Source organism: Sphingomonas sp. T1, assembly GCF_902506585.1.
Classification (GTDB): Bacteria; Pseudomonadota; Alphaproteobacteria; order Sphingomonadales; family Sphingomonadaceae; genus Sphingomonas; species Sphingomonas aerolata.
The window spans coordinates 3,190,845-3,210,243 of the sequence record NZ_LR733875.1 but is presented as its reverse complement, the minus strand read 5'-3'; the positions used below and the strand labels follow the sequence as shown (position 1 = coordinate 3,210,243).

The 19,399-nt window shown below is 64.5% G+C and carries 12 protein-coding genes; 6 read left to right on the top strand and 6 right to left on the bottom strand.

What is annotated here, in order from left to right; all coding sequences use genetic code 11:
• Both GV027_RS14600 and GV027_RS14595 read right to left on the bottom strand, forming a co-directional pair.
• The coding region (locus GV027_RS14600; RefSeq protein WP_443029540.1) for a DUF4139 domain-containing protein at positions 1–925 on the bottom strand (925 nt) is incomplete at its 3' end.
• Positions 925–2,319, bottom strand: a complete 1,395-nt coding sequence (locus GV027_RS14595; RefSeq protein WP_236559348.1) for a DUF4139 domain-containing protein — start codon at positions 2,317–2,319, stop codon at positions 925–927. The genes GV027_RS14600 and GV027_RS14595, both read right to left, overlap by 1 nt.
• Before the next feature lie 971 nt (positions 2,320–3,290).
• On the opposite strand from GV027_RS14595, the gene GV027_RS14590 reads away from it, so the two are divergent.
• The 3 genes from GV027_RS14590 (at position 3,291) to GV027_RS14580 (ending at position 6,315) form a co-directional block, all read left to right on the top strand.
• On the top strand, positions 3,291–3,527 hold the full coding sequence (locus tag GV027_RS14590) for a DUF3253 domain-containing protein (protein WP_159512312.1): 237 nt from the start codon (positions 3,291–3,293) through the stop codon (positions 3,525–3,527).
• A 566-nt stretch (positions 3,528–4,093) separates the two neighbouring features.
• Positions 4,094–4,843, top strand: a complete 750-nt coding sequence (locus tag GV027_RS14585) for an SGNH/GDSL hydrolase family protein (RefSeq protein ID WP_159512311.1) — start codon at positions 4,094–4,096, stop codon at positions 4,841–4,843.
• Entirely contained in the window at positions 4,840–6,315 is a 1,476-nt protein-coding gene (locus GV027_RS14580) for a carboxylesterase/lipase family protein (protein WP_159512310.1), read from the top strand. The genes GV027_RS14585 and GV027_RS14580 overlap by 4 nt, the downstream gene beginning before the upstream one ends.
• Here GV027_RS14580 and GV027_RS14575 read toward each other — a convergent pair.
• Entirely contained in the window at positions 6,312–7,904 is a 1,593-nt protein-coding gene (locus GV027_RS14575) for a tryptophan halogenase family protein (RefSeq protein WP_159512309.1), read from the bottom strand. The two genes, GV027_RS14580 and GV027_RS14575, sit on opposite strands and share 4 nt — an antisense overlap.
• Before the next feature lie 86 nt (positions 7,905–7,990).
• Positions 7,991–11,170, bottom strand: coding sequence for a TonB-dependent receptor (locus GV027_RS14570; protein ID WP_236559242.1), 3,180 nt, complete (start codon positions 11,168–11,170; stop codon positions 7,991–7,993).
• Positions 11,171–11,237: 67 nt separating this feature from the next.
• On the opposite strand from GV027_RS14570, the gene GV027_RS14565 reads away from it, so the two are divergent.
• The 3 genes from GV027_RS14565 to GV027_RS14555 all read left to right on the top strand — a co-directional run bounded on the left by GV027_RS14565 (position 11,238) and on the right by GV027_RS14555 (position 16,976).
• Positions 11,238–12,392, top strand: coding sequence for an ROK family protein (locus GV027_RS14565; RefSeq protein WP_236559241.1), 1,155 nt, complete (start codon positions 11,238–11,240; stop codon positions 12,390–12,392).
• Positions 12,393–12,459: 67 nt separating this feature from the next.
• Complete coding sequence (locus GV027_RS14560) at positions 12,460–15,912, top strand: glycosyl hydrolase 2 galactose-binding domain-containing protein (protein ID WP_159512306.1); 3,453 nt, start codon at positions 12,460–12,462, stop codon at positions 15,910–15,912.
• 602 nt (positions 15,913–16,514) lie between these two features.
• Positions 16,515–16,976: a hypothetical protein gene (locus GV027_RS14555; RefSeq protein ID WP_159512305.1), complete on the top strand. Its 462-nt coding sequence runs from the start codon at positions 16,515–16,517 to the stop codon at positions 16,974–16,976.
• 334 nt (positions 16,977–17,310) lie between these two features.
• Here the strand turns inward: GV027_RS14555 and GV027_RS14550 are convergent, their stop codons facing one another.
• Both GV027_RS14550 and GV027_RS14545 read right to left on the bottom strand, forming a co-directional pair.
• On the bottom strand, positions 17,311–18,000 hold the full coding sequence (locus GV027_RS14550; RefSeq protein ID WP_159512304.1) for a replication protein A: 690 nt from the start codon (positions 17,998–18,000) through the stop codon (positions 17,311–17,313).
• Positions 18,001–18,019: 19 nt separating this feature from the next.
• Complete coding sequence (locus GV027_RS14545) at positions 18,020–19,285, bottom strand: tyrosine-type recombinase/integrase (protein ID WP_159512303.1); 1,266 nt, start codon at positions 19,283–19,285, stop codon at positions 18,020–18,022.
• Positions 19,286–19,399: the final 114 nt, after the last annotated feature.

Below are 19,399 nucleotides of genomic sequence, written 5' to 3'. Positions count from 1 at the left end.
GTGGTGCCGGGGGCGCCATCATCGGCGGCGGGGGGGGCGCCATCGCGCGCGACGCCGTCACCACTATCTCGTCGGCAGGCTCAAACTCCGTTTCGGGCAGATCCGACGTCGTCGTGCCGAGCGGATAGCAGACCAGCCGCAGCCCGCCCGCCGCCGCCGGAACCGCGGGCAACGCCACCCGGTTGAGCCGGCCCGCGACGGCCTGCACCTCGGCCTTCGGGAACACTTCCGGGTTGCTGTTGGCGAGGGTCAGCCAGGCAAACAGGTCGACCGTTCGCCCGTTGGCGGCGAGCGCAGCGACGTAGCTCGCCCGCCAGTCGAACCCGGACGCGAGATAGGACAGACGCACCGTGACCGTGCGCGCCGCCGGGCTGATGGTCGTTACGCTCAGCACCGGCTTGCTCGACAGGCCGCCTGGGACGCTGGCGAACGCCAGCCGCTCCGCGAGACCCGAACAGCGTAAAGCCTCGATCCCCGTCGCCGTGCGGAGGATGACGCCCGGTGCCGGGCCGGCGACAATGGTCGCGGGCTCGCTGGTCGGTCGTCCGGTCGCCCTGTCCGTTCGGGTCAGCGTCACGTCACGACCCAGCGTACCGTCGACAAGCGAGGCCGGCGACAACAGGCGGGCGTCGCGATTCTTCTCGATCGTGCCGCCGGGCAGGCCGTCGATGACTGCGCTGACCGGCACGATCCCTTGCGCCACGCCCTCGAACCGCAGAACCGCCGGTCCGCGCGGCAGCCGGACGCGACGCGTCTCCGTTACCAATGCAAAGCCACCGAGATACTGGAGGGTCATCGCCCCGCGGCCATAAGGTGCCCGGTACACCGTGAGCGAGACGCGGTCCGGCGCGGACGAGGTGACGGTCGTCTGCGCCTCCGCCTTGCCCGCCAGCAGCGCGACCGTCAGGAGCAGCAGATGGCGCATCAGTAGCGCGTGTCGAAGGTCGCCGTCACCGTGGTGCTGCCATTGGCCGGCACGGATACCTGCCACGCCAGCGTGCCGGCGGTGCGACGTTCACCCTTTGCGCTGTCCTCCACGACCCGGACGTCGCCCCAGTCGAGCCCGCCCTGGATGAGCTCGACCGTGACCGGACGGGCGCGGGCGTTAGTCAGCTTGTACTGCATCGCCGTGCGCCAGCGGCTGTCGCCCTGCCGCGTGCGCGACACGGTGACGGGCTGCACCTTCACGTCGAACGCGTCGCCGGTGGGAAGCGCGATGGTCGACCCTTGCGGGGTATGCTCGATCCGGTTTTCGCCGGTGAACTGCGGCTGCCCGCGTGCATCGCGGACATAGACCCGGACCACCCCCGCCGGCAGCGCATCGCCCAAGCCTGCTGCACCCGAGTTACTGAACCGCAGCACCGAGTGCGCGCTGCGTGGTTCGTCCGAACTGCCGAGCCAGCCATTCTCGAACCGATAGCCGGCGCCCGCCGCCACGCCCTTGGCATCGAGGAAGCTGACCTGCTTAATTTGCTTGTCGGCGATCGTGGTGCGTTCGGCCAGCGGATAGAGGTAGAAGTCGCCGAGCTGCTCGCGCGCGGCGCTCTCGGTGCCGGGGCGTGTCGTCGTTCGGCGGCGCGGACGCGGCGCATAGCCGCCGCTGCCGTCATCGTCGGCGCTGCCGACCTCGCCGGCGACCAGCAGCGTTTTGGCGTTGGCGAACGTCGTCCCGCTGCTATTCTTCAGCGTTACCCAGCCCTGGATATCGACCGTGCCGCTCTTGTCGTCGAACAGCGCGACATAATCGGCGCTCCAGCCGAGCCCGCGGCTCAGGTAGGACAGCGTCGCCGGGCGGGTTCCTCCGCGCGTGCTGGTCAGTGTCACCGACAGCGTCGGGCGCGCCCGCAGCGCGTCGGGCACCCGGTCGAACACCGCGCGCACCGGCAGGCCGTCGTCGCGCAGTACCTCGACATGACCGTTCACTTCGATGACCACGCCGCCGTTCACCGCCAGCACTTTCGCGCGATCGCGGGTTTCCGCGCCGGTGGCCGGATTGGTCCGCACCAGCGTGATGGTCTCGCCGATCGCTTTCTCCATCAGGCTCGACGGGCTGAGCAGATCATAGTCGAAATTCTGCTCGACGATCGCGGCATCGGGCACGGTCAGCGACACCGTTTCCGGTCGGATCGCTGCGCTCACGTCGGGGAAATTCTGGCGAACCCGCCCGCTCGCCAGGTTCAGCGGACGGATGTCCTGCACCAGGGCGACGTCGTTGGTGTAGATGGTGACCGACACGTCGCCTTGCGCCGTTCCGGCGGTCGGGGAATCAGCAGGGGGCGGCAATTGCTGAGCGGCTGCCGAAATCGACCCGAGCAGCATCACCAAACCACACGCTCTCGAGATGCTTTTGCGCACGTCACTCTCCCCCGGTCCTTGCTATAATGGCGAGACCGCATCAGAAGGGCAACGCGACATTGTGCGTCTGATTTTCTGACCCAAACAACGGCGCTTGTTCGCTCTGATCGGTGCGCTGCGCCATTAAGGTTATGAGACGTTGATCATAGCCAAAATGACGGTGTCCGCGAGAGCGACGGCGGAGAGCAAGTCCGTCGGTTACTGGTCGTAGCGGGTGCCGATACGCCGCCAATCCTTGGAACGCCCGAACAAGATATCGATCCGGTAGACGCCGAGCTCGGCGACGCCTTCCCACCGAATCCGCAAAGACCCATAAGGCGACGCTCAGACCGTCCTACCTTCGCCCGAAGAGGCGACGTTCGTTTAGCTTCGTATTCTAGCCGACGCGCCCGCCGCGACAGGCTAGCCGAGCAGGCGTTCCAATGGGGCCCTCGTCGACCATGCCGGCTGCATCCGATGGGCTAGAACCTCGTCCCGAAAGTGATGCTCGGCCCAAAGTATAGGCAAGAATGCTTTTTGTCGGCCCGGTTTGACCAGTTCCGCTTGAACTGGCCGCGCAGTTCCGCCGAGATGTCCTTCTTGACGGCGAACGATCGCCGGACTGCGCCGAGACGACTAACCCAGCCTGCACCCGCAGGCGGAGATCTTGGCCAAGCTCGCTCCGGGGTCCCATCCGCTCTTTGCGATAGAAGCTCCACACACCCATCGTTGCAGCTGCCGCGCGGAGGTCGTTCCAGAACGGACCCGAGATCACATCGGCGCGCGCAGTCGGTAATATCCGGTTCTTCGTCGAATCCGTCGACCAGAGGTATTTCCGCTTGCCGCGAGTTTCTCACGACCATCCTGCCACGTTCTGCACGGATAAGCTGCCCGAGGAAGGCACCGAATGCCAATAGCACCTTGACCAGCCGGAGCGCGCGGTCGACGCAGTCTGAATGACGGATCCGAAGGCAGCCACACTTTCCCTGCTCGAGCGCCGCGCACCGGGGGCGACGATATGCCCAAGCGAAGTGGCCCGTTCAATTGCACAGGATTGGCGTAGCGCAATGCCTGCAGTCCATGAAGCGATAGACGAGCTAGTGAGCAACGGGCTGGTACGGCTCAGCTGGAAGGGACAGCCGCTTGCAAAGCGCTCAGGACCGTACAGGATCCGCAATCTTGGCGGCGATTGAAGCTAGGGCTTAATTCGCATATTTTGCCCATTCCAGTATCGGAAGTCAGCTCAACAACGTCATATTCAGGAGCTGCGGCTGCGGCGACCCACGGGCAGACTTTCAAGCCGCTCCTTCCGCGGCCCGCAAACAGACATCGGTTTAGGTTGGCACGCTGTGCTCCTTGGTCGCTTGCGGCACGAACACGGAGAGCGCGAGCGTGACGCCTACGATTATCAGGACGCCTTAGAACGTCAGGTGCAGGCCGCGCGCTAGCCCTGCCCACTTCGCCACTGTGCTTGCCGCCGACCCCTGCCCTACGAGTATCTACTGAATCTGTTGCAGCGGCCCAGCGGGTCAGCGTGCTAGGCTGTCATTGAGCTCAATGACCAGCACCGCCGCCCCAAGCGTGCTGCCAGATTGCAGGCAACAAGTTGGAGACCGTCGTGGCCCCACGCTCTGCGAAACCCACGCTGCCCTGGATCAGTGTGAGGATAAGGCACCACAACCCATAGTTGGCCGGTCGCACAAAATTTAGCTTTGCCGTCTCATTATGCGATAGCGCTGCGAGAATTCCGGAACGCAATATGAACACGATCTTACTCAGCTTGTCTCTGGCAGCAGTGGCCGCACCGACAATCGCGAAGACGGATGATGTGAAGGCCAGCGCCGCGCGCCAAGCGGAGGAGCGGTTGCATACCGATTGGGCATGGCTCGGCCGCTACACGGAGGCCAATACGGCCTTGCCTGCCGGCATGGCGGGCCCACGCGTCGTCTTCATCGGCGATTCAATCACGCAGGGCTGGTTCGACATGGCCCCTACCTTCTTTACCGACAACAACCGCATCGGACGCGGGATCGGCGGGCAGACAACGCCGCAGATGGTGTTGCGCTTTCGCCAGGACGTGATCGATCTGAAACCCGCAGTCGTACAGATCATGGCCGGCACCAACGACATCGCCGGTAATACCGGGCCGATGACGCCCGACCAGTCGAAGGCTAATATCATGACGATGGCGGAACTCGCGCGCGCGCACGGGATCCGTGTGATCCTCGCCTCGATCCCGCCCGCCGCAAATTTTCCGTGGCGGCCCGGCCTGGAAACCGCCGACAAGATCGTGGCGATGAATAGCTGGTTGAAGGGATATGCTGCGCAGACCGGCGCTACCTATGCCGATTACTGGACGGCGCTACACGACGGCAAGGGGTTCCGTGCGAGCCTGACCTATGACGGCGTCCATCCGAACAAGGCGGGATATGCCGTCATGGGACCGGTTGCCGAAGCGGCGATCCGCGCCTCGCTCGCCAAGCCTGCCCCGAAGGCGCTCGCCCGGTGATCGTTCTCGCGCTGGCGCTCGCAGCCGTCACCGCCGGCCCGGTGGTGCGCGCCGACGATGGTCCGGTCCGCGGCGAGGCGCTTGCGAACGGCGGTGCGGTGTTCCGCGGCATCCGCTTCGCCAAACCGCCGAACGGACCGCTGCGGTGGCGCGCGCCCGAACGGCCGACGCGTTGGACTGAACCTGTCGAGGCAATCGCGCCCCATGCGGCCTGTCCGCAACCCGTCTATGGCGACTGGAACCGGGACGCGGCGATCCATAGCTCGGAGGATTGCCTGTTCCTCGACGTACGCACGCCGACGTCGAGCGCGACCGCGGCGCTGCCGGTGCTGGTATGGATCCACGGCGGTGGCAATCGCGCGGGCGCCGGCGGCGGCACCGTCGAATCGCGGATCACCGAAGCAGGCATCGTGCTGGTCAGCATCCAGTACCGCCTCGGCGCGCTCGGCTTCCTGTCGCATCCCGCCCTCAGCCGTGAACAGGGCGGGCGTTCGGGCAATTACGCGCTGATGGACCAGCAGGCGGCGCTCGCCTGGGTCCAGCGCAACATCGCGCGCTTCGGGGGCGATCCAAAGCGCGTCACGATTGCGGGGGAATCCGCCGGCGCGCAGGACGTCGCGCTACACCAGCTGGCCCCGGCTTCGCGCGGATTGTTCGCGCAGGCGATCCAAGAAAGCGGAACGCCCGGTTTCGGCGTCGCGCCGCGCACGCTCGCGCAGAACGAACGCCTGGGTGAACGTCTCATAAGGGCCGCCGGACTGCCGGATACGGCCCCGACCGCCCAGCTCCGCAACCTGTCCGTCGACAAAATCCTGGAGGCGCAAGACGCAGTCGATGTTCCCGATCTGGACGATGACAGCTTCATCTGGTTGCAGGCGGTAATCGACGGTCGCGTCCTGACCGACACGCCCGCCAAGCTGCTGGCGAGCGGCCGGTTCGCACGGACGCCGCTCGTCATCGGCGTCAACGCGAAGGAACTGCCCCTACATGGCGGTCGCGCGGCGGCGGAGGCGACGGTTCGACGCGAATTCGGTGCCGGCGCCGACCGGGCGCTCGATCTCTACGGGCTCCAGCGCGGCGGCATACCTGTCGACGACCCGCGCCTGGGTGACGTCACCACGCAGATCGCCGATGACGTGACCTTTCGCTGTCCGACGATCGCCGTCTCGAGGGCATTCGCACGCGCAGGCGTACCGGTGTGGCAGTATCAGTTCGACTACGCGCCGACTGGCCGCACGGTCAGCCATGCAAGCGAGATCGGCTATGTGTTCAACCCGCCGCAACCCGGCCAGCCGCCGCTGCAACGCTATTGGGTCAACTTCGTCAGAACCGGCAATCCCAACAGCGGCGGGTTGCCCCTATGGGCGCGCTATTCGGCCGACACGCGCGCTTACATGGCGTTCGAACAGACCGGCCCGGCTGCGCGGCGAGACCTGCGCGGGCCAATCTGCACGCTGCGCGACATTCCCTAACGCGCCGGCATCATCAGGCGATCGGGAGCGCCGCCGGGCTCGGCAGCCTGCGCGCGCGCCGGATGGCGCGCCGACAGGCCGAGGAACGCGTCGTGCGGCTGCGCGAGCGCTACTGCCTGTGCAATCGACTCCTTCATGCGGGCAAACGCCGATTCCAGGGCCGGAATCGAGAAATGGTCGGCACCGGGATCATGCGCGGCCGCGTCGATCCCGAAGCCTGCATACATCGACAGCCAGCTCGGATCCTGGAACGATTCCCACTCATACCGGACCAGATGGCCGCGCGCCTTGAACAACCGGAGCTTGTGCGCCAGCGCCTCGGGAAGCGCCGTGTCGCGGCAGCGATCCCACATCGGCTCTCCACGCCTGACATTGGCAAAATAATGGAGCAGCAGGAAATCGCGGATCCGCTCATATTCCAATCCGGTCGTGCGATTATATTCCTCCGCCAGCGCGGGATCGAATCCGCGATCGGGCAGCAGGGCGAGAAGCTTTTCGATACCCGTCTGTATCAGCGTGATGCTGGTCGATTCGAGCGGTTCCATGAAGCCCGCGGCGAGACCAAGTGCGACACAGTTCCCCTGCCAGAAGGCCGTACGCCGCCCAGTGCGAAAGCGGATCATGTTTGGCTCACCTAGCGCTTCGCCCTCGAGCCTCCCCTTCAGCGTAGCGACCGCCTCGTCGTCAGAGATGTGACGGCTCGAATAGACATACCCGTTGCCGACGCGGTGCTGGAGCGGGATGCGCCACTGCCAACCGGCTTCGAGCGCGGTGCTGCGTGTATACGGGGTCAGCGGCCCCGATCGCGTGCACGGCATCGCCACTGCCCGGTCGCACGGCAGCAGGTTCGTCCAGTCTTCATACGGCACGCCCAGGGCGCCGCCGAGCAGCAGCGACCGGAACCCCGAGCAGTCGATGAACAGATCGCCGTCGATCGCCTTGCCACAACTGGTGTCCACCCCGCTGATGAACCCCGTGCGACCGTCGACGCGCACATCGGTGATAGTGGCATCGATGTGTTCGACGCCCCATGCGATCGCCTTCTGCGCCAGGAACCGTGCGAATAGCCCGGCATCGAAGTGCACCGCCCAGTCGAAAAACAGCAGATCGTGAACCGGCCGGTCGGTCGGCGGCATGAACAGGTTGCGCTTCGCCAGCGCGGTCGCGAGACAGAAATCGGCCAGCGGCGAAGCGTGACCGGCAGCGTTCATCTTGCGCCAGTAATGATGGAACGCCACGCCGCGCGATCGCATGCCGTACAGGCCAAACGGGTGGAAGAAGCGCTCGCCTTCGCGCTTCCAGTCGACGAACTCGATGCCGAGTTTGACCGTGCCCTGCGTCGCCGCCATCACCTCCTGCTCGGTGACGCCGATTTCGCGGAAGAAATCGCGGATGCCCGGCACGGTCGCCTCGCCGACGCCGACCGTGCCGATCGCGCTGGAGTCGATGACCGTGATCTTGACCGGCTGGCGGTCGAGCCGCCGGGCGAGCAACGTTGCCGCCATCCACCCCGCCGTGCCGCCCCCGACGATGACGATCGAGCGCAGCGGCCCGCGGGCGGATGCCGGACCCGGTGTTCTGCCCGTCATGACCAACTCCCCGTCAACGCTGTCCGGCGTACAGGTGCCCGCCACCCCGATGAAAGCCGGCGGGCATCTGCGTCACACATTACGCCTCAGAACTTGAAGCGTGCACCCGCCATGAACCGGCGCTCGTAAATGTTGTTGTAGGCCTTCTCATCCGGGAAGGTCAGATAGTATTTCTCGTATTCTCCGGTCAGGTTCGACCCTTGCGCATACAGCGTCAGGTTCGGCGTGAAGTCGTAGCTGATCGACGCATCAACATAGTTGGTTGGTTGCTGATAGAGTTCGAGACCCTGGATACCGCCGAAATTCTGCTGCACCGCGCGCTTGGAGCGATAATTCCACGCGACACGCGCCTGGAAATGATCGTCCTGGTAGAAGCCTGCCAGATTGGTCTGAATCTTCGAATTATCCTGAAACGGGATCGCATCGCCCTTCAGATCGACCGCCCCGGAGTCGGACGGCGAATAGGTAATGTTCGCGTCGATACCGAAGTTGGTCAGGATCGACGGCATGAAGCCTAGGTCGCTGAACGACTGTTTCCAGCCTGCCTCGACGCCCTTCAGCGTCCCGCCATCGCCCTGCACCGGCGTGCTGATCGAGACCGTTCGGTTGCGAACGACGCCGTCATTGTCGGGCAGGTCGGTGCGGACGATGTTGCCCGACTGGATGAAGCTCGCAACGTCGATGTAGAAGGCACCGACGCTGATCAGGCTGCTCGCGCCGATATAATATTCGAGCGATCCCTCGACGTTGGTGGCGCGCCACGGATCGAGCTGCGGGTTGCCGTTGGAACTGCCGCCGGTGACGCGGAACACGGGCGAACCGGGGTTGCTCGTGTCGATCGCATAGGTCGGGTTAAGGCCGCCGCCCCATTGATTGAGGTCGAGCAACGTCATCGTCTTCGAATAGGCAAGCCGCAGCTTCACATTCTCGGCGAGGTTGAACGCGAGATTGAAGGCGGGCAGGAAGTCGGTGAAGCTGCGCTTGGTCTCGACGGTGCCGTTGCTCAGATTGGCCAGGCCATAGGGCTGTGGCGAACCGGTGACGAACTGCGTGATGTCGAGCTTGGTGTTGATGACCTTGAGGCCCGCATTGCCGGACACCGGGATGCCGAATACGTCGCCCTTGACGTTGAGCTGCGCGTAGCCCGAGATCTGCTTCACGCCGACGTTGAACGACGCGCCGGGGTTCTGCACTTCCACGTTGCCGGGATAAAAGCTGTTCTGGAACGCCAGCGCGTTGTCCATTACCTTGGGATCCAGCACGTAGATCGGCGGCAGGCCAGCGCCCGGCAGGTTGTACTGCTTGACCTGCCCGTTGAAGATCGGATCGCTCGCCTTGCGGACCTGCCCTGCGGTGTAGGGAGCGAAGCTGGCGGTCCCGAATGTGCCCGTACCGGCACGGCACGAAGCATCGTTCAGGGGGACGTCGAATGCCTTCCATTTGACCAGGCAGCCACCCGCCTGCGACGCCTGCCCGGCATAGAGCGGTGCCGCGCGATCGAATTCGAAATCGTCGACCGTGCGCTCGCTATACCGGCCACCCAGGGCCAGGCTGACATTGTCGTTCGCCTCGTAGGAGACGTCACCGCGGATCAGCTTGAGGTCGCCCTTGCGCCGGTAATTGCCCTCCGACGAGGTCGTCTTCATCGTGTAGCTGTCGATATTGCCAAGCGCGTTCGTCAGCTGCGATGGCAGCGTGAACACGGGCTGGTTGCCGGTGAAATCGACCGTCGCTGGTAGCGACGCCGCGCCTGCCAGGGTGTTAACGACATAGCCGCCGGGATTGAACGCGACGTCTCCCGTCGGATAATGACCGATCCCGCCCGGCTGCCACTGCGCGCCGTTGGACGGGCTGAACTGCAGATAGCTCTGGTCGTAATTCGAATAGGCCTTGCCGTAGATACCGCGCAGGCTTGCCTTGAAGCGACCGCCATTGTCGTACTTGAGTTCGACATTGTAGTTCTGCGACTGCGACTTGAAGCGATCATTCTGCGCGTACGAGTCGAAGTTGCCGAGATCGTAATTATAGACTTGTGTGGTGTTCAGGTCATAGTCGCGAGTCACGCCGCCGTTGCTGAGCGAAACAACCGAACCCGTGTTACGCGACTGCCCCGGGACGAATTCGGCCGCCTGCCAGTTCACGTTCTGCATCTGGATCCCGGCAGTCCGGTCGTTCTCGCTCTGGCGGGTGAAGAACGCGTCGGCGTTCAAGGTCAGCGCATCGCTGATCTCCCACTGCGCCGAAGCATTGATACCGATCCGCTCGCGCTGGTTCACCTTGTCCCAGGCGGTGAAACCCTGTGGGACGATGAACGCGTCGTTCGAGTCACCATCGCCGTTCACGTCGCGGCCGGTACCTACGATCGTGCCCTTGGGACGATTGGCGGGCGAAAAGCCGCTGCTCAGGTTGACGTCGCCAGTCGGGTTGGCGGCGGTGTTGAACTGCTCGTTGTGGAGCGCTGCGCCATAGCCTTCCTGGATGCCGTTGTGCGAGTTCGACAGATGCAGGTTCGAATAGGCCCCGGACACGAGGAAGCCGACCTTCTCACCACGGAAGCCGAACAAGCCGTTCAGGTTTGGATCGAATTCCTTGGTCTTGTCGCCGTACGCGCCCTCGGCGGCAGCCGCGAAGGTGAAGCCCTTCTTCAGGTCGAACGGACGGCGCGTACGCAGGTTGACGGTGCCGGTGATGCCCGCGTTGAGCAGGTCCGCCGTGCTCGACTTGATGACGTCGGCGCCGGCGAACAGCTGCGACGGGATGTCGTTGAAATTCGGTTGGATCGTCGTGATCGATTGCGCGCCGAGATAGGCCTCGCCGTTGAGCAGCGTCGTCACCTGTGGCAGGCCGCGAATGTTGATTGCGGCCCCCTCACCCGCGTCGCGGCGGATCTGCACGCCAGGGATACGCTGGAGCGAATCCGAGATGGTCACGTCGGGCAGCTTGCCGATGTCTTCGGCGGAGATCGAATCGGTGACCGACGCGGCATCGCGCTTCAGGTTGACCGCACGCCGCTGCGCGCCGCGAATGCCGGTAACGACGATGTCCTCGCTTTCTGCGGCGGCATCACTCGTCGGGGTGGTCGGGGTTTGCGTTTCGCTCGCCTGATCGGCCGCAGCCGCGGACGGTGATGCAGCCTGATCTGTGGGCGCGCTTTGCAACACCCCCTGCGTCGTCGATGTTTGCTGCGCGAGCGCAGTACTGCTGCTGACCAACGCCGTCACCGACGCGGCGACCATCAACATGTTCTTGGATTTTGCGCGCAACATTCCGACCCTCTCCCTCACAATCAACACCGCCAGCGATTGGCGAACGCTTTAGCCTGCGAGAATGAAGTTGATCGGCGCCGCGGCGCCCTACCCCTCTCCCACGTGCCAGCCGCAACTTACCGTTGTCTTGGCACCCGTGTTCTACCGCGCCGCAAACCGCCGTCAATTGGATAATCAATTTGCGTTTATTTTTCGAACTGGCATTGTCGATCAGGATGGCCGTGTAGCGGTCACGAGCTTGGGGGAGGATATCGTGGGGGAGAGTGGTACCATTGCCAACATCGGCGGGCTGGTATGCGAAGATGCCGCGCCGGCGCTCGGTATCGATTTCGGCGGTACGAAGATCGAAGCCGTGTTGCTCTCGAAAAACAGCGCGGCTGCGTGGCGGCAACGCATTCCCAATCCCGGCAGCTACGACAGCGCGCTGACCGCGATATCGAACTTGGTCGCCGCGGCGGACGACGCCGGGGGCGCGCGCTGCACGGTCGGGATCGGTGCACCAGGCTCGCCGTCACCGCGAACCGGGATCATGCGCAACAGCAACTCTACCTATCTCAATGGCCGCCCCTTTCGCGAGGACCTCGCCCGGGCGCTCGGTCGCCCCGTACGGCTCGTCAACGATGCCAATTGCCTGGCTCTGTCGGAGGCGATCGATGGTGCCGCTGCGGGTGCGCAGAGCGTCTTTGCGCTGGTGATCGGTACCGGAGTTGGTGGTGGCGTCGTGCTGTCAGGCGCCGCGATTGATGGTGCACACGGGATCGCTGGCGAGATCGGCCATCTGCCCCTGCCCTGGCCCGGCGGACGCGAGGCCGATGCTCCGACATGCTGGTGCGGGCTGTCGGGCTGCATCGAGAGCTGGGTTTCGGGTACCGGCTTTGCGCGGGCCGCGGCCACCGAACACGGGCTGGCGCTCAGCGCGCCCGACATCGTTGCCGCGGCGCGCTCCGGCGACCCCGCGGCCCGCGCCGCGCTAAGTGCCTATGTCGATCGCCTCGGGCGTGTGCTCGCGCTCGTCGTCAACCTGCTCGACCCCGAGGTGATCGTCCTTGGCGGCGGCATGTCGAACGTCACCGAAATCTACGCCGGCCTGCCCGATGTCGTGCGCCACCACACATTTTCCGACCTGTGGGACGGCCGTATCGTGCCCGCACGCTGGGGCGACGCCTCCGGCGTTCGCGGTGCCGCAAGATTGTGGACAAAAGATCCGCAGGTCGGTCACTGACCCGGCATACCGCGGCTCAAAACTGACCGGCAGCACTGCCAAGCCGGCACCTCAGGAGGGACTATTCATGCGACTGGCGACACTCACCACCCTGTTACTGCTAGGAACGGCCCTGTCGGGCGCGGTCGCAGCGCAAACCACGCCAGCCGACGCGCCAGCAGCGATCGGCAACGCCGGCCCCTATAACGTCGACATCCTCGCCGGCGGGATCGGCGTCGAGCGCGACCTGACCGGCGCGCAGGCAGGGGTCGCCGCCGATGCGCCCTGGACACTGTCGACCTGGGTCCGGCCCGGTGCAACGCGCATGACCGGCACCCTGCTGGCCGTCGGCGGTCCGCTGGGGGCCTGCCGCTGTCTCTCGCTCGTCGATGGCCGCGTCACCGGCGCCGACGGCAGCGTCCGCGTCACCGGCGGAAGCATGCTCGCCGCCGGTCGCTGGACGCATGTCGCCGCCGTGTCGGACGGTCGCACGCTGACGCTCTATGTCGACGGCCGGCCGGTCGCGTCGCGCGCCGGCCGCTCGGTCGCCGTCACGCCCCGTCTGGCACTGGCACCCGTTACCGGCACCGGCCGCGCGAAGCAGCATTTCGGCGGATCGCTGGCCAACGCGACGTTCGACGCGCGCGCGCGGAGCGCCGCGGCACTGGCCGACGAAGCCCGCGCGCAGCCAGACTTCGCGCTCGTCCAGTTCTGGCAGGTCGGCGTCGGCTGGCCGCTCCAGAAACAAGCCAATATCGGTTTGACGCAGCAACAGGATCCGTGGACGCTGCCAAAGGCACGCGGCGACGCCACCACGCCGCCGGTCTTAAATATGCCCTTGCCGCCAACGGGGTTGGCGCCGGCACGCGACGGCCGCTGGCTGGTGAACGGCTGGCAGCTCGCCGCCGCGCCGGACGTGCGCGACGATGGTGCGACGCTGTCACGTCCGGGCGTGCCCAGCGGCACCTGGCGTGCCGCAACCGTGCCGGGCACCGTGCTGACCACGCTGGTCGATCGCGGAGTCTATCCCGACCCCTATTACGGGTTGAATAACCTCAAGATTCCCGAAAGCCTCGCCCGGCAGGATTACTGGTACCGCACCAGCTTCACAGTCCCGCCCGAAGCCGCCGGAAAGCGGCTTACGCTCGTCTTCGGCGGCATCAACTATGCCGCGGACGTCTGGGCAAACGGCCGCAAGCTCGGCAGCACACGCGGCGCATTCATCCGCGGCCAATTCGATCTCATCCCCGTCGCCGGTGACAATGTCGTCGCGGTGCGCGTGTCGCCGCCGCCCCATCCCGGCATTCCGCACGAACAGTCGATCAGCGCCGGCGTCGGCGAGAATGGCGGGCAGCTCGCCATCGACGGTCCGACCTTCGTCGCCACCGAAGGGTGGGACTGGATTCCCGGCATCCGCGACCGCAACACCGGGCTGTGGCGTCCGGTCGAACTGCTGGCGCATGGCGACGTCCGCCTGCTCGACCCACAGGTCGTCACCGACCTGCCGCTGCCACGGACCGACCGTGCCGATGTTTACATCACCGTCCCCGTTCGCAACGACGGCACCACGCCGCGCAGCGTCACCGTTCGCGCGGCGTTTGGCGATGTGCATGTCGAGAAGACGGTGACCGTATCGCCCGGCGAGACGAAGGTCGCCTTCTCGCCCAAGGACTTCGCCCAGCTGCGCGTCGCAAATCCGAAACTCTGGTGGCCGAACGGCTATGGCGAGCAGGCGCTGTACCAATTGTCGCTCGAGGCGCTGGCTGATGGCCGGCTGTCGGACACGCGTACCGACCGGTTCGGGATCCGTGAGGTGAGCTACGACCTGTCGCTGTTCGATACCGCGGGCGCGCTCCGGCGGGTCAATCTGCAGTTCACCGATGGCAGCCTGCGCGGCGAACGTCTTATCGACGTCCGTCACGAAGCGATCAAGCAGTCGCCGAACGGGTGGACCGAGTCGCTGACCGTCGCCGGCCAAACCTCACCGGCGGTGACGCCTGTCGAGGAGACGATGCCCGAGCCGCATTTGACCATCCGCGTGAACGGCGTGCAGATCGCGGCGCGCGGCGGCAACTGGGGCATGGACGATGCGATGAAACGCGTCGGCCGGGACCGGCTGGCACCCTATTTCCGTCTCCAGAAGGAGGCGCACATGAACGTCATCCGCAACTGGATGGGTAATAACACCGAAGCCGAGTTTTTCGACCTCGCCGACGAGACCGGCATGATGGTGCTCAACGATTTCTGGCAATCAACGCAGAATTTCCAGGTCGAGCCGCAGGACCCAGAGCTCTTCCTCAAGAATGCGGACGACGTCGTGCGGCGCTATCGCAATCACCCGTCGATCATCCTGTGGTTCGGCCGCAACGAAGGCGTGCCCTATCCCACGCTGAACGAAGGGCTCGACGATCTCATCGCGCGCGAGGATGGCACGCGCTGGTTCACGGGCAGCTCGAACGTCGTCAATCTGCAGGGATCGGGGCCGTACAACTACCGGCCACCGGTGGGCTATTTCACCGATCTGGCCAGCGGCTTCTCAGTCGAAACGGGAACGCCGTCGCTCTCGACGCTTGAATCCGTCCGCGCCACCATGCCCGATAGCGAGACCTGGCCGCTCAGCGACACGCTGGCCTATCACGACTGGCACTTTGCCGGGAACGGCGACACCAAGACGTTCATGACGACGCTGGCGACGATGTTCGGGCCTGCGACGAGCTTCGCCGATTTCGAGCGGAAAGCACAGATGATGAATCTCGAGACGCACAAGGCGATGTATGAAGGGTTTCTGGGCCATCTCTGGACCAAGAACTCCGGTCGGCTCCTGTGGATGACCCACCCGGCCTGGCCGTCGAACGCATGGCAGATCTACAGCTGGGACTATGATACTCATGCGGCATATTACGGGGCGAAAAAGGCCGCGGAGCCGCTCCACGTTCAGCTGAACTTGCCGGGCAACGAACTGGTCGTACTCAATACCACCCGCGAGCCACGCCCCGGCCTTCTCGTACGCACGCGGGTCGTCGGGCTCGACAATGCCGAACTGTTCAGCCGCGAGGATCGTCTCGATGCAAAGGCGAATGCGGCAACCCCGCTTGCCGCCGTGCCGCTCGACCGCCTGTTCGCATCGCACCCGATGCTTCTGGTCAAGCTCGACATGACCGATCAGTCCGGCAAGACGGTTGCGGAGAATTTCTACTGGCGCGGCAAGGACGAGGCTGCCTATCAGATGCTCAACAGCCTGCAGAGCGTTACCCTGAGCAGTTCGGTTGCCGCCCCGATATCGGTCGGTGACGACATGATGGTGGCCGTGACGCTCACCAATGACACCAAAGTGCCCGCGCTCAATGCGAAGCTGACGCTGGTCGATACGGCGGGAAAGCGCATCCTGCCGGCATTCTACAACGACAATTATGTCGCGCTCCTGCCCGGTGAGACCCGGCGCATCGAAATCCGCTATCCAAAGACGGTCGGCGCGGCGCCGGCGGCGGTGACGTTACGAGGCTGGAACCTCCCAGAAATGACGCGTCCAATCGGACGATAGCCCGTTTGATCGTACGCAGGTCATTATGGGGCGCGACTGCGTCGCCGCCCCTGATGATCGGAACTACGTCCGGAACGGGACGCCTTGAAGGGCGACGGGGCACACCTGAACAACCGGCGTTTTACGCTAAAAGTGCCACCTAATGCGAACTGCCGGCTTTCCACCAAGGAGCGCCACTCGGCCCCCCGCCCCTTCTTTTGAACGAACGTCCGTTTATGCCGATCGCCGGCCGAAAGCAGACAGGCTGCTTTCCACCAGATTGCGTCGGCCCGTGTCCCCCACCCAAATCCAGCGCAAGAACCCCCGCCTCGCCCGCGAGCTTTCTGCGTCTCTTTTGATGCAACTCGAATTATGATGCGAGCCTTGGGAGAATGCGGGTTTCTGGGCCCCTTTTAGAGATCCTCCCCTGATGCAGATTGATGCACCTACGCATCGATCTCGAAGCCGTTTACCGCCGCGACGGTCCTGATGCAGATTCAGGACGGAAAGCCGGCACTCGGTCCGTCGGAAGCGCAATAACTGCTACCTTGTCGGGCGGCGAAAAACGTTACAGTCCGCCAAGGTAACGACGCTCGCTAAAACACCAGGTGCTTTTGAGGCAGATGAGTATCAGCCCAGACCTTGCCACATCGCTGACAGCGATTGGCTCCATTATGGATGGGGCGACTGATCCGTGGTGGATCATGGGCAGCGCAGCGGTCGCGCTCCACGGGGCTGATCCAGATAGTGTTGGAGACGTGGACGTGCTGTTGAGCGTCGCTGATGCACGGCGTATCTTTCCGACGATCGGCATTGAGCTTCGCAGAGGATCTGCGCACGCTTTATTCCGCTCCAGCATTTTCGGCAGGTGGACGGAGACAGCACTGCCGGTTGAATTCATGGCGGATTTCCGCCGCTACTCGGGCACGGCGTGGGTGCCGGTTCGCCCGACAACCCGGCAGGCGGTTGAGCTAGACGGCACCATGGTCTTCATTCCTGAGCGGGCGGAAATGGAAACCATGCTCGCAAAGTTTGGCCGGCCCAAGGATATCGAACGCGCCCGCCGCCTCGCCACGTTAAGCTGAACGTCATTCTGGAAACCGGATCGTTTTCGGGAAATAGTGTGCTGCGGCACGTCGGCTATCGCTATCGACCTTTCCTTGAGTGGTTCGTCCGCCTTTCTCTCCATCCCGGACGTTCATGTGGCGCCGTGATCAGGGCATCGCCGCCTTGGCATGTGCCTAGCGCTAATATGCATCCGGCCCCGAAGTCACGCATCCTCCCCAGGATGCACGGGTCGGCGCAAGCCGGCACGCTCACCCGCGGTCGCTGGACGCTGAACCAGTTGGGTTCGAGGCCTCGGGGACCTGTGGAGCTTCAAATTGCCCACGCCGTAGGCGTTCCTTCTATATTTAGATCTTACAGGGCCTCTGTGTGACCGCTCGGCGGATTTGCACTATCGACGAAAGCACGGACGCGGGCGAGGATAGCCCGAAGCTCTGGGCTCTGAACCTCGGCGATCACGTCGTCGACCGTCGCCGTGTCGAGCTTTTTCTGCCGCGCCAGCTTCTCAGCAACGGCGCGGACGAATTCGCTCGGCCGGCGCAGCAAGCGGCGGACGCACTCTCGCACCGTTGGCGGCTGCAGCAGGATGAAGGCATTCGAGATCTGCTCGCTTTGCTGCTCGTCAGGCAGTGCGTCCTCGATCGGTACGCACCGACGTATCCAGTCCAGGAAGCCGCACGCCTTCAGGCGTTCCAGTGCCTCTCCGACGGCGCTACGCGAGCGATGTATCCGGTCAGCGATCCACTGATACGTAGGGTCAAGCCGGCCGTCCTTGCGGCCGCGCAGGCGAAGCAGACAGCGCAGAACCTCGAGCCCGACCGCGCCGAGGGCGCCATTGCGCTTGCCTGGCAGCTTGGTCTCGTGATCGAACGCCTCGGCCGCGCGCATGCGTGCGTTATGCTCCGTCTTGGGAAACATGTTGTGCGTGCGCCAGAGGGAGACCTCTGCGCCGCCAGCGTTCCGGCTGTTGCGACGAACCGGCGAACCCGAACGAGCCCGGTCGCGAATTCCCGTGGTCACCTCGTTGAAGGAGCGCGCGGTCATGCCGCGGCTCCTTTCGAGATCAGGCGTGTTGCCGCAGCCCCGTTAAAAGCGCTTCCGCAGGGACGAGCCCCTGAACCAACATATCGGCCCACTCCTGCGCCAACTCGCGGCGTCGAGGCATATACGCGGCGCGATTGTATGCCGCCTCCACTCCCTCCGGCACGTGCGCAAGCATCAGATCGATGATCGGTCGATCGCCAACACGATTCTCCACCGCCGCCAGCTCGTTCATGATGGTCGAGTATGTCGACCGCCATCCGTGAGGTACGTGCAGCCCCGAAAAGCCGGCCTCGCGGTATGCCTTGCTGACTGTGCTGTCGCTGATGGGCTTGCGCGGATGACGCACGCTCCGGAAGATTAGCGGCTGATGCGCACCGGTGAACTCCATCGCCAGCTTGACCAAAGCGACCGATTGCCGCGCCAGTGGCACGATAAACTCGAACGTTGCGTCTTCCTTGCGCTCGAGCACGAGCTTCATCTTGGCGGCCGGTATGCGCCAGATCGGATTGTCGCCGTCGAGTTCCTCGAACTCCTTCGGCTCCGCCATCCTGAGCACGCCCGAACGCACTGCCGTGAGCGCCAGCAGACGAGACGCCAGCTTGGTCAACGGGTGTCCTGGCTGGGCTTCTACCGTGCGCAGTACCGTCCGTGCAGCGTCTACCGTCCGCACAGCGGGAAACTTGCCCTTCTTGACCTTCGACAGCGCTCTGGCTGCCACAGTTGCAGGGTCGTTGGTGGCGATGCCGCTCGCTATAGCTCGCGCAAAGATTTCCGAAATCCGCTGGCGCACGCGATGAGCCGTCTCGATTGCCCCACGCTGCTCGATTGGGCGCAGCACCTGCAAAACGAGCGGCGTCGTGATCGAATCGATCGGCAAGTTGCCCAGCTTCGGGAAGACGTCCTTGTCGAGACTGCGGCGAACAATCTTCGCGTACCGCGGAGACCATGTCCGTTCCTGGCTCGCATACCAGTCGTTCGCAACCGTTTCGAAGGTACTGCCGGCCCGCGCCAGATGCGCCGCAAATCGCTGACGCTTTTCCACCGATGGGTCGATGCCGGCGCGCACCTGCCGGGCGGCATCCTCGCGCATCCCCCGCGCCTCTGCGAGAGTAAGCTCTGGATAGGCGCCAAAAACTAGGCGTTTCTCCTTCCCTGCAAAACGATACTTCCAGCGCCAGCTCTTGTAGCCGGTCGGCGTCACGTAGAGATGCAGCCCCTGTGAATCGGCCAGCTTGTACGGCTTCTCTGAGGCCTTCGCCCTTTTGCAGGCCGTATCGGTCAGCATCCGGTGCCCCCAAGGGCTTCAAACCGTGCCCCCAAAGTGCCCCTGAATCGCTCGCGTTCCATAGACACGCTTTGGAACGCACTGACACAACGAACAAGCCCCAGGCAGGGCCTG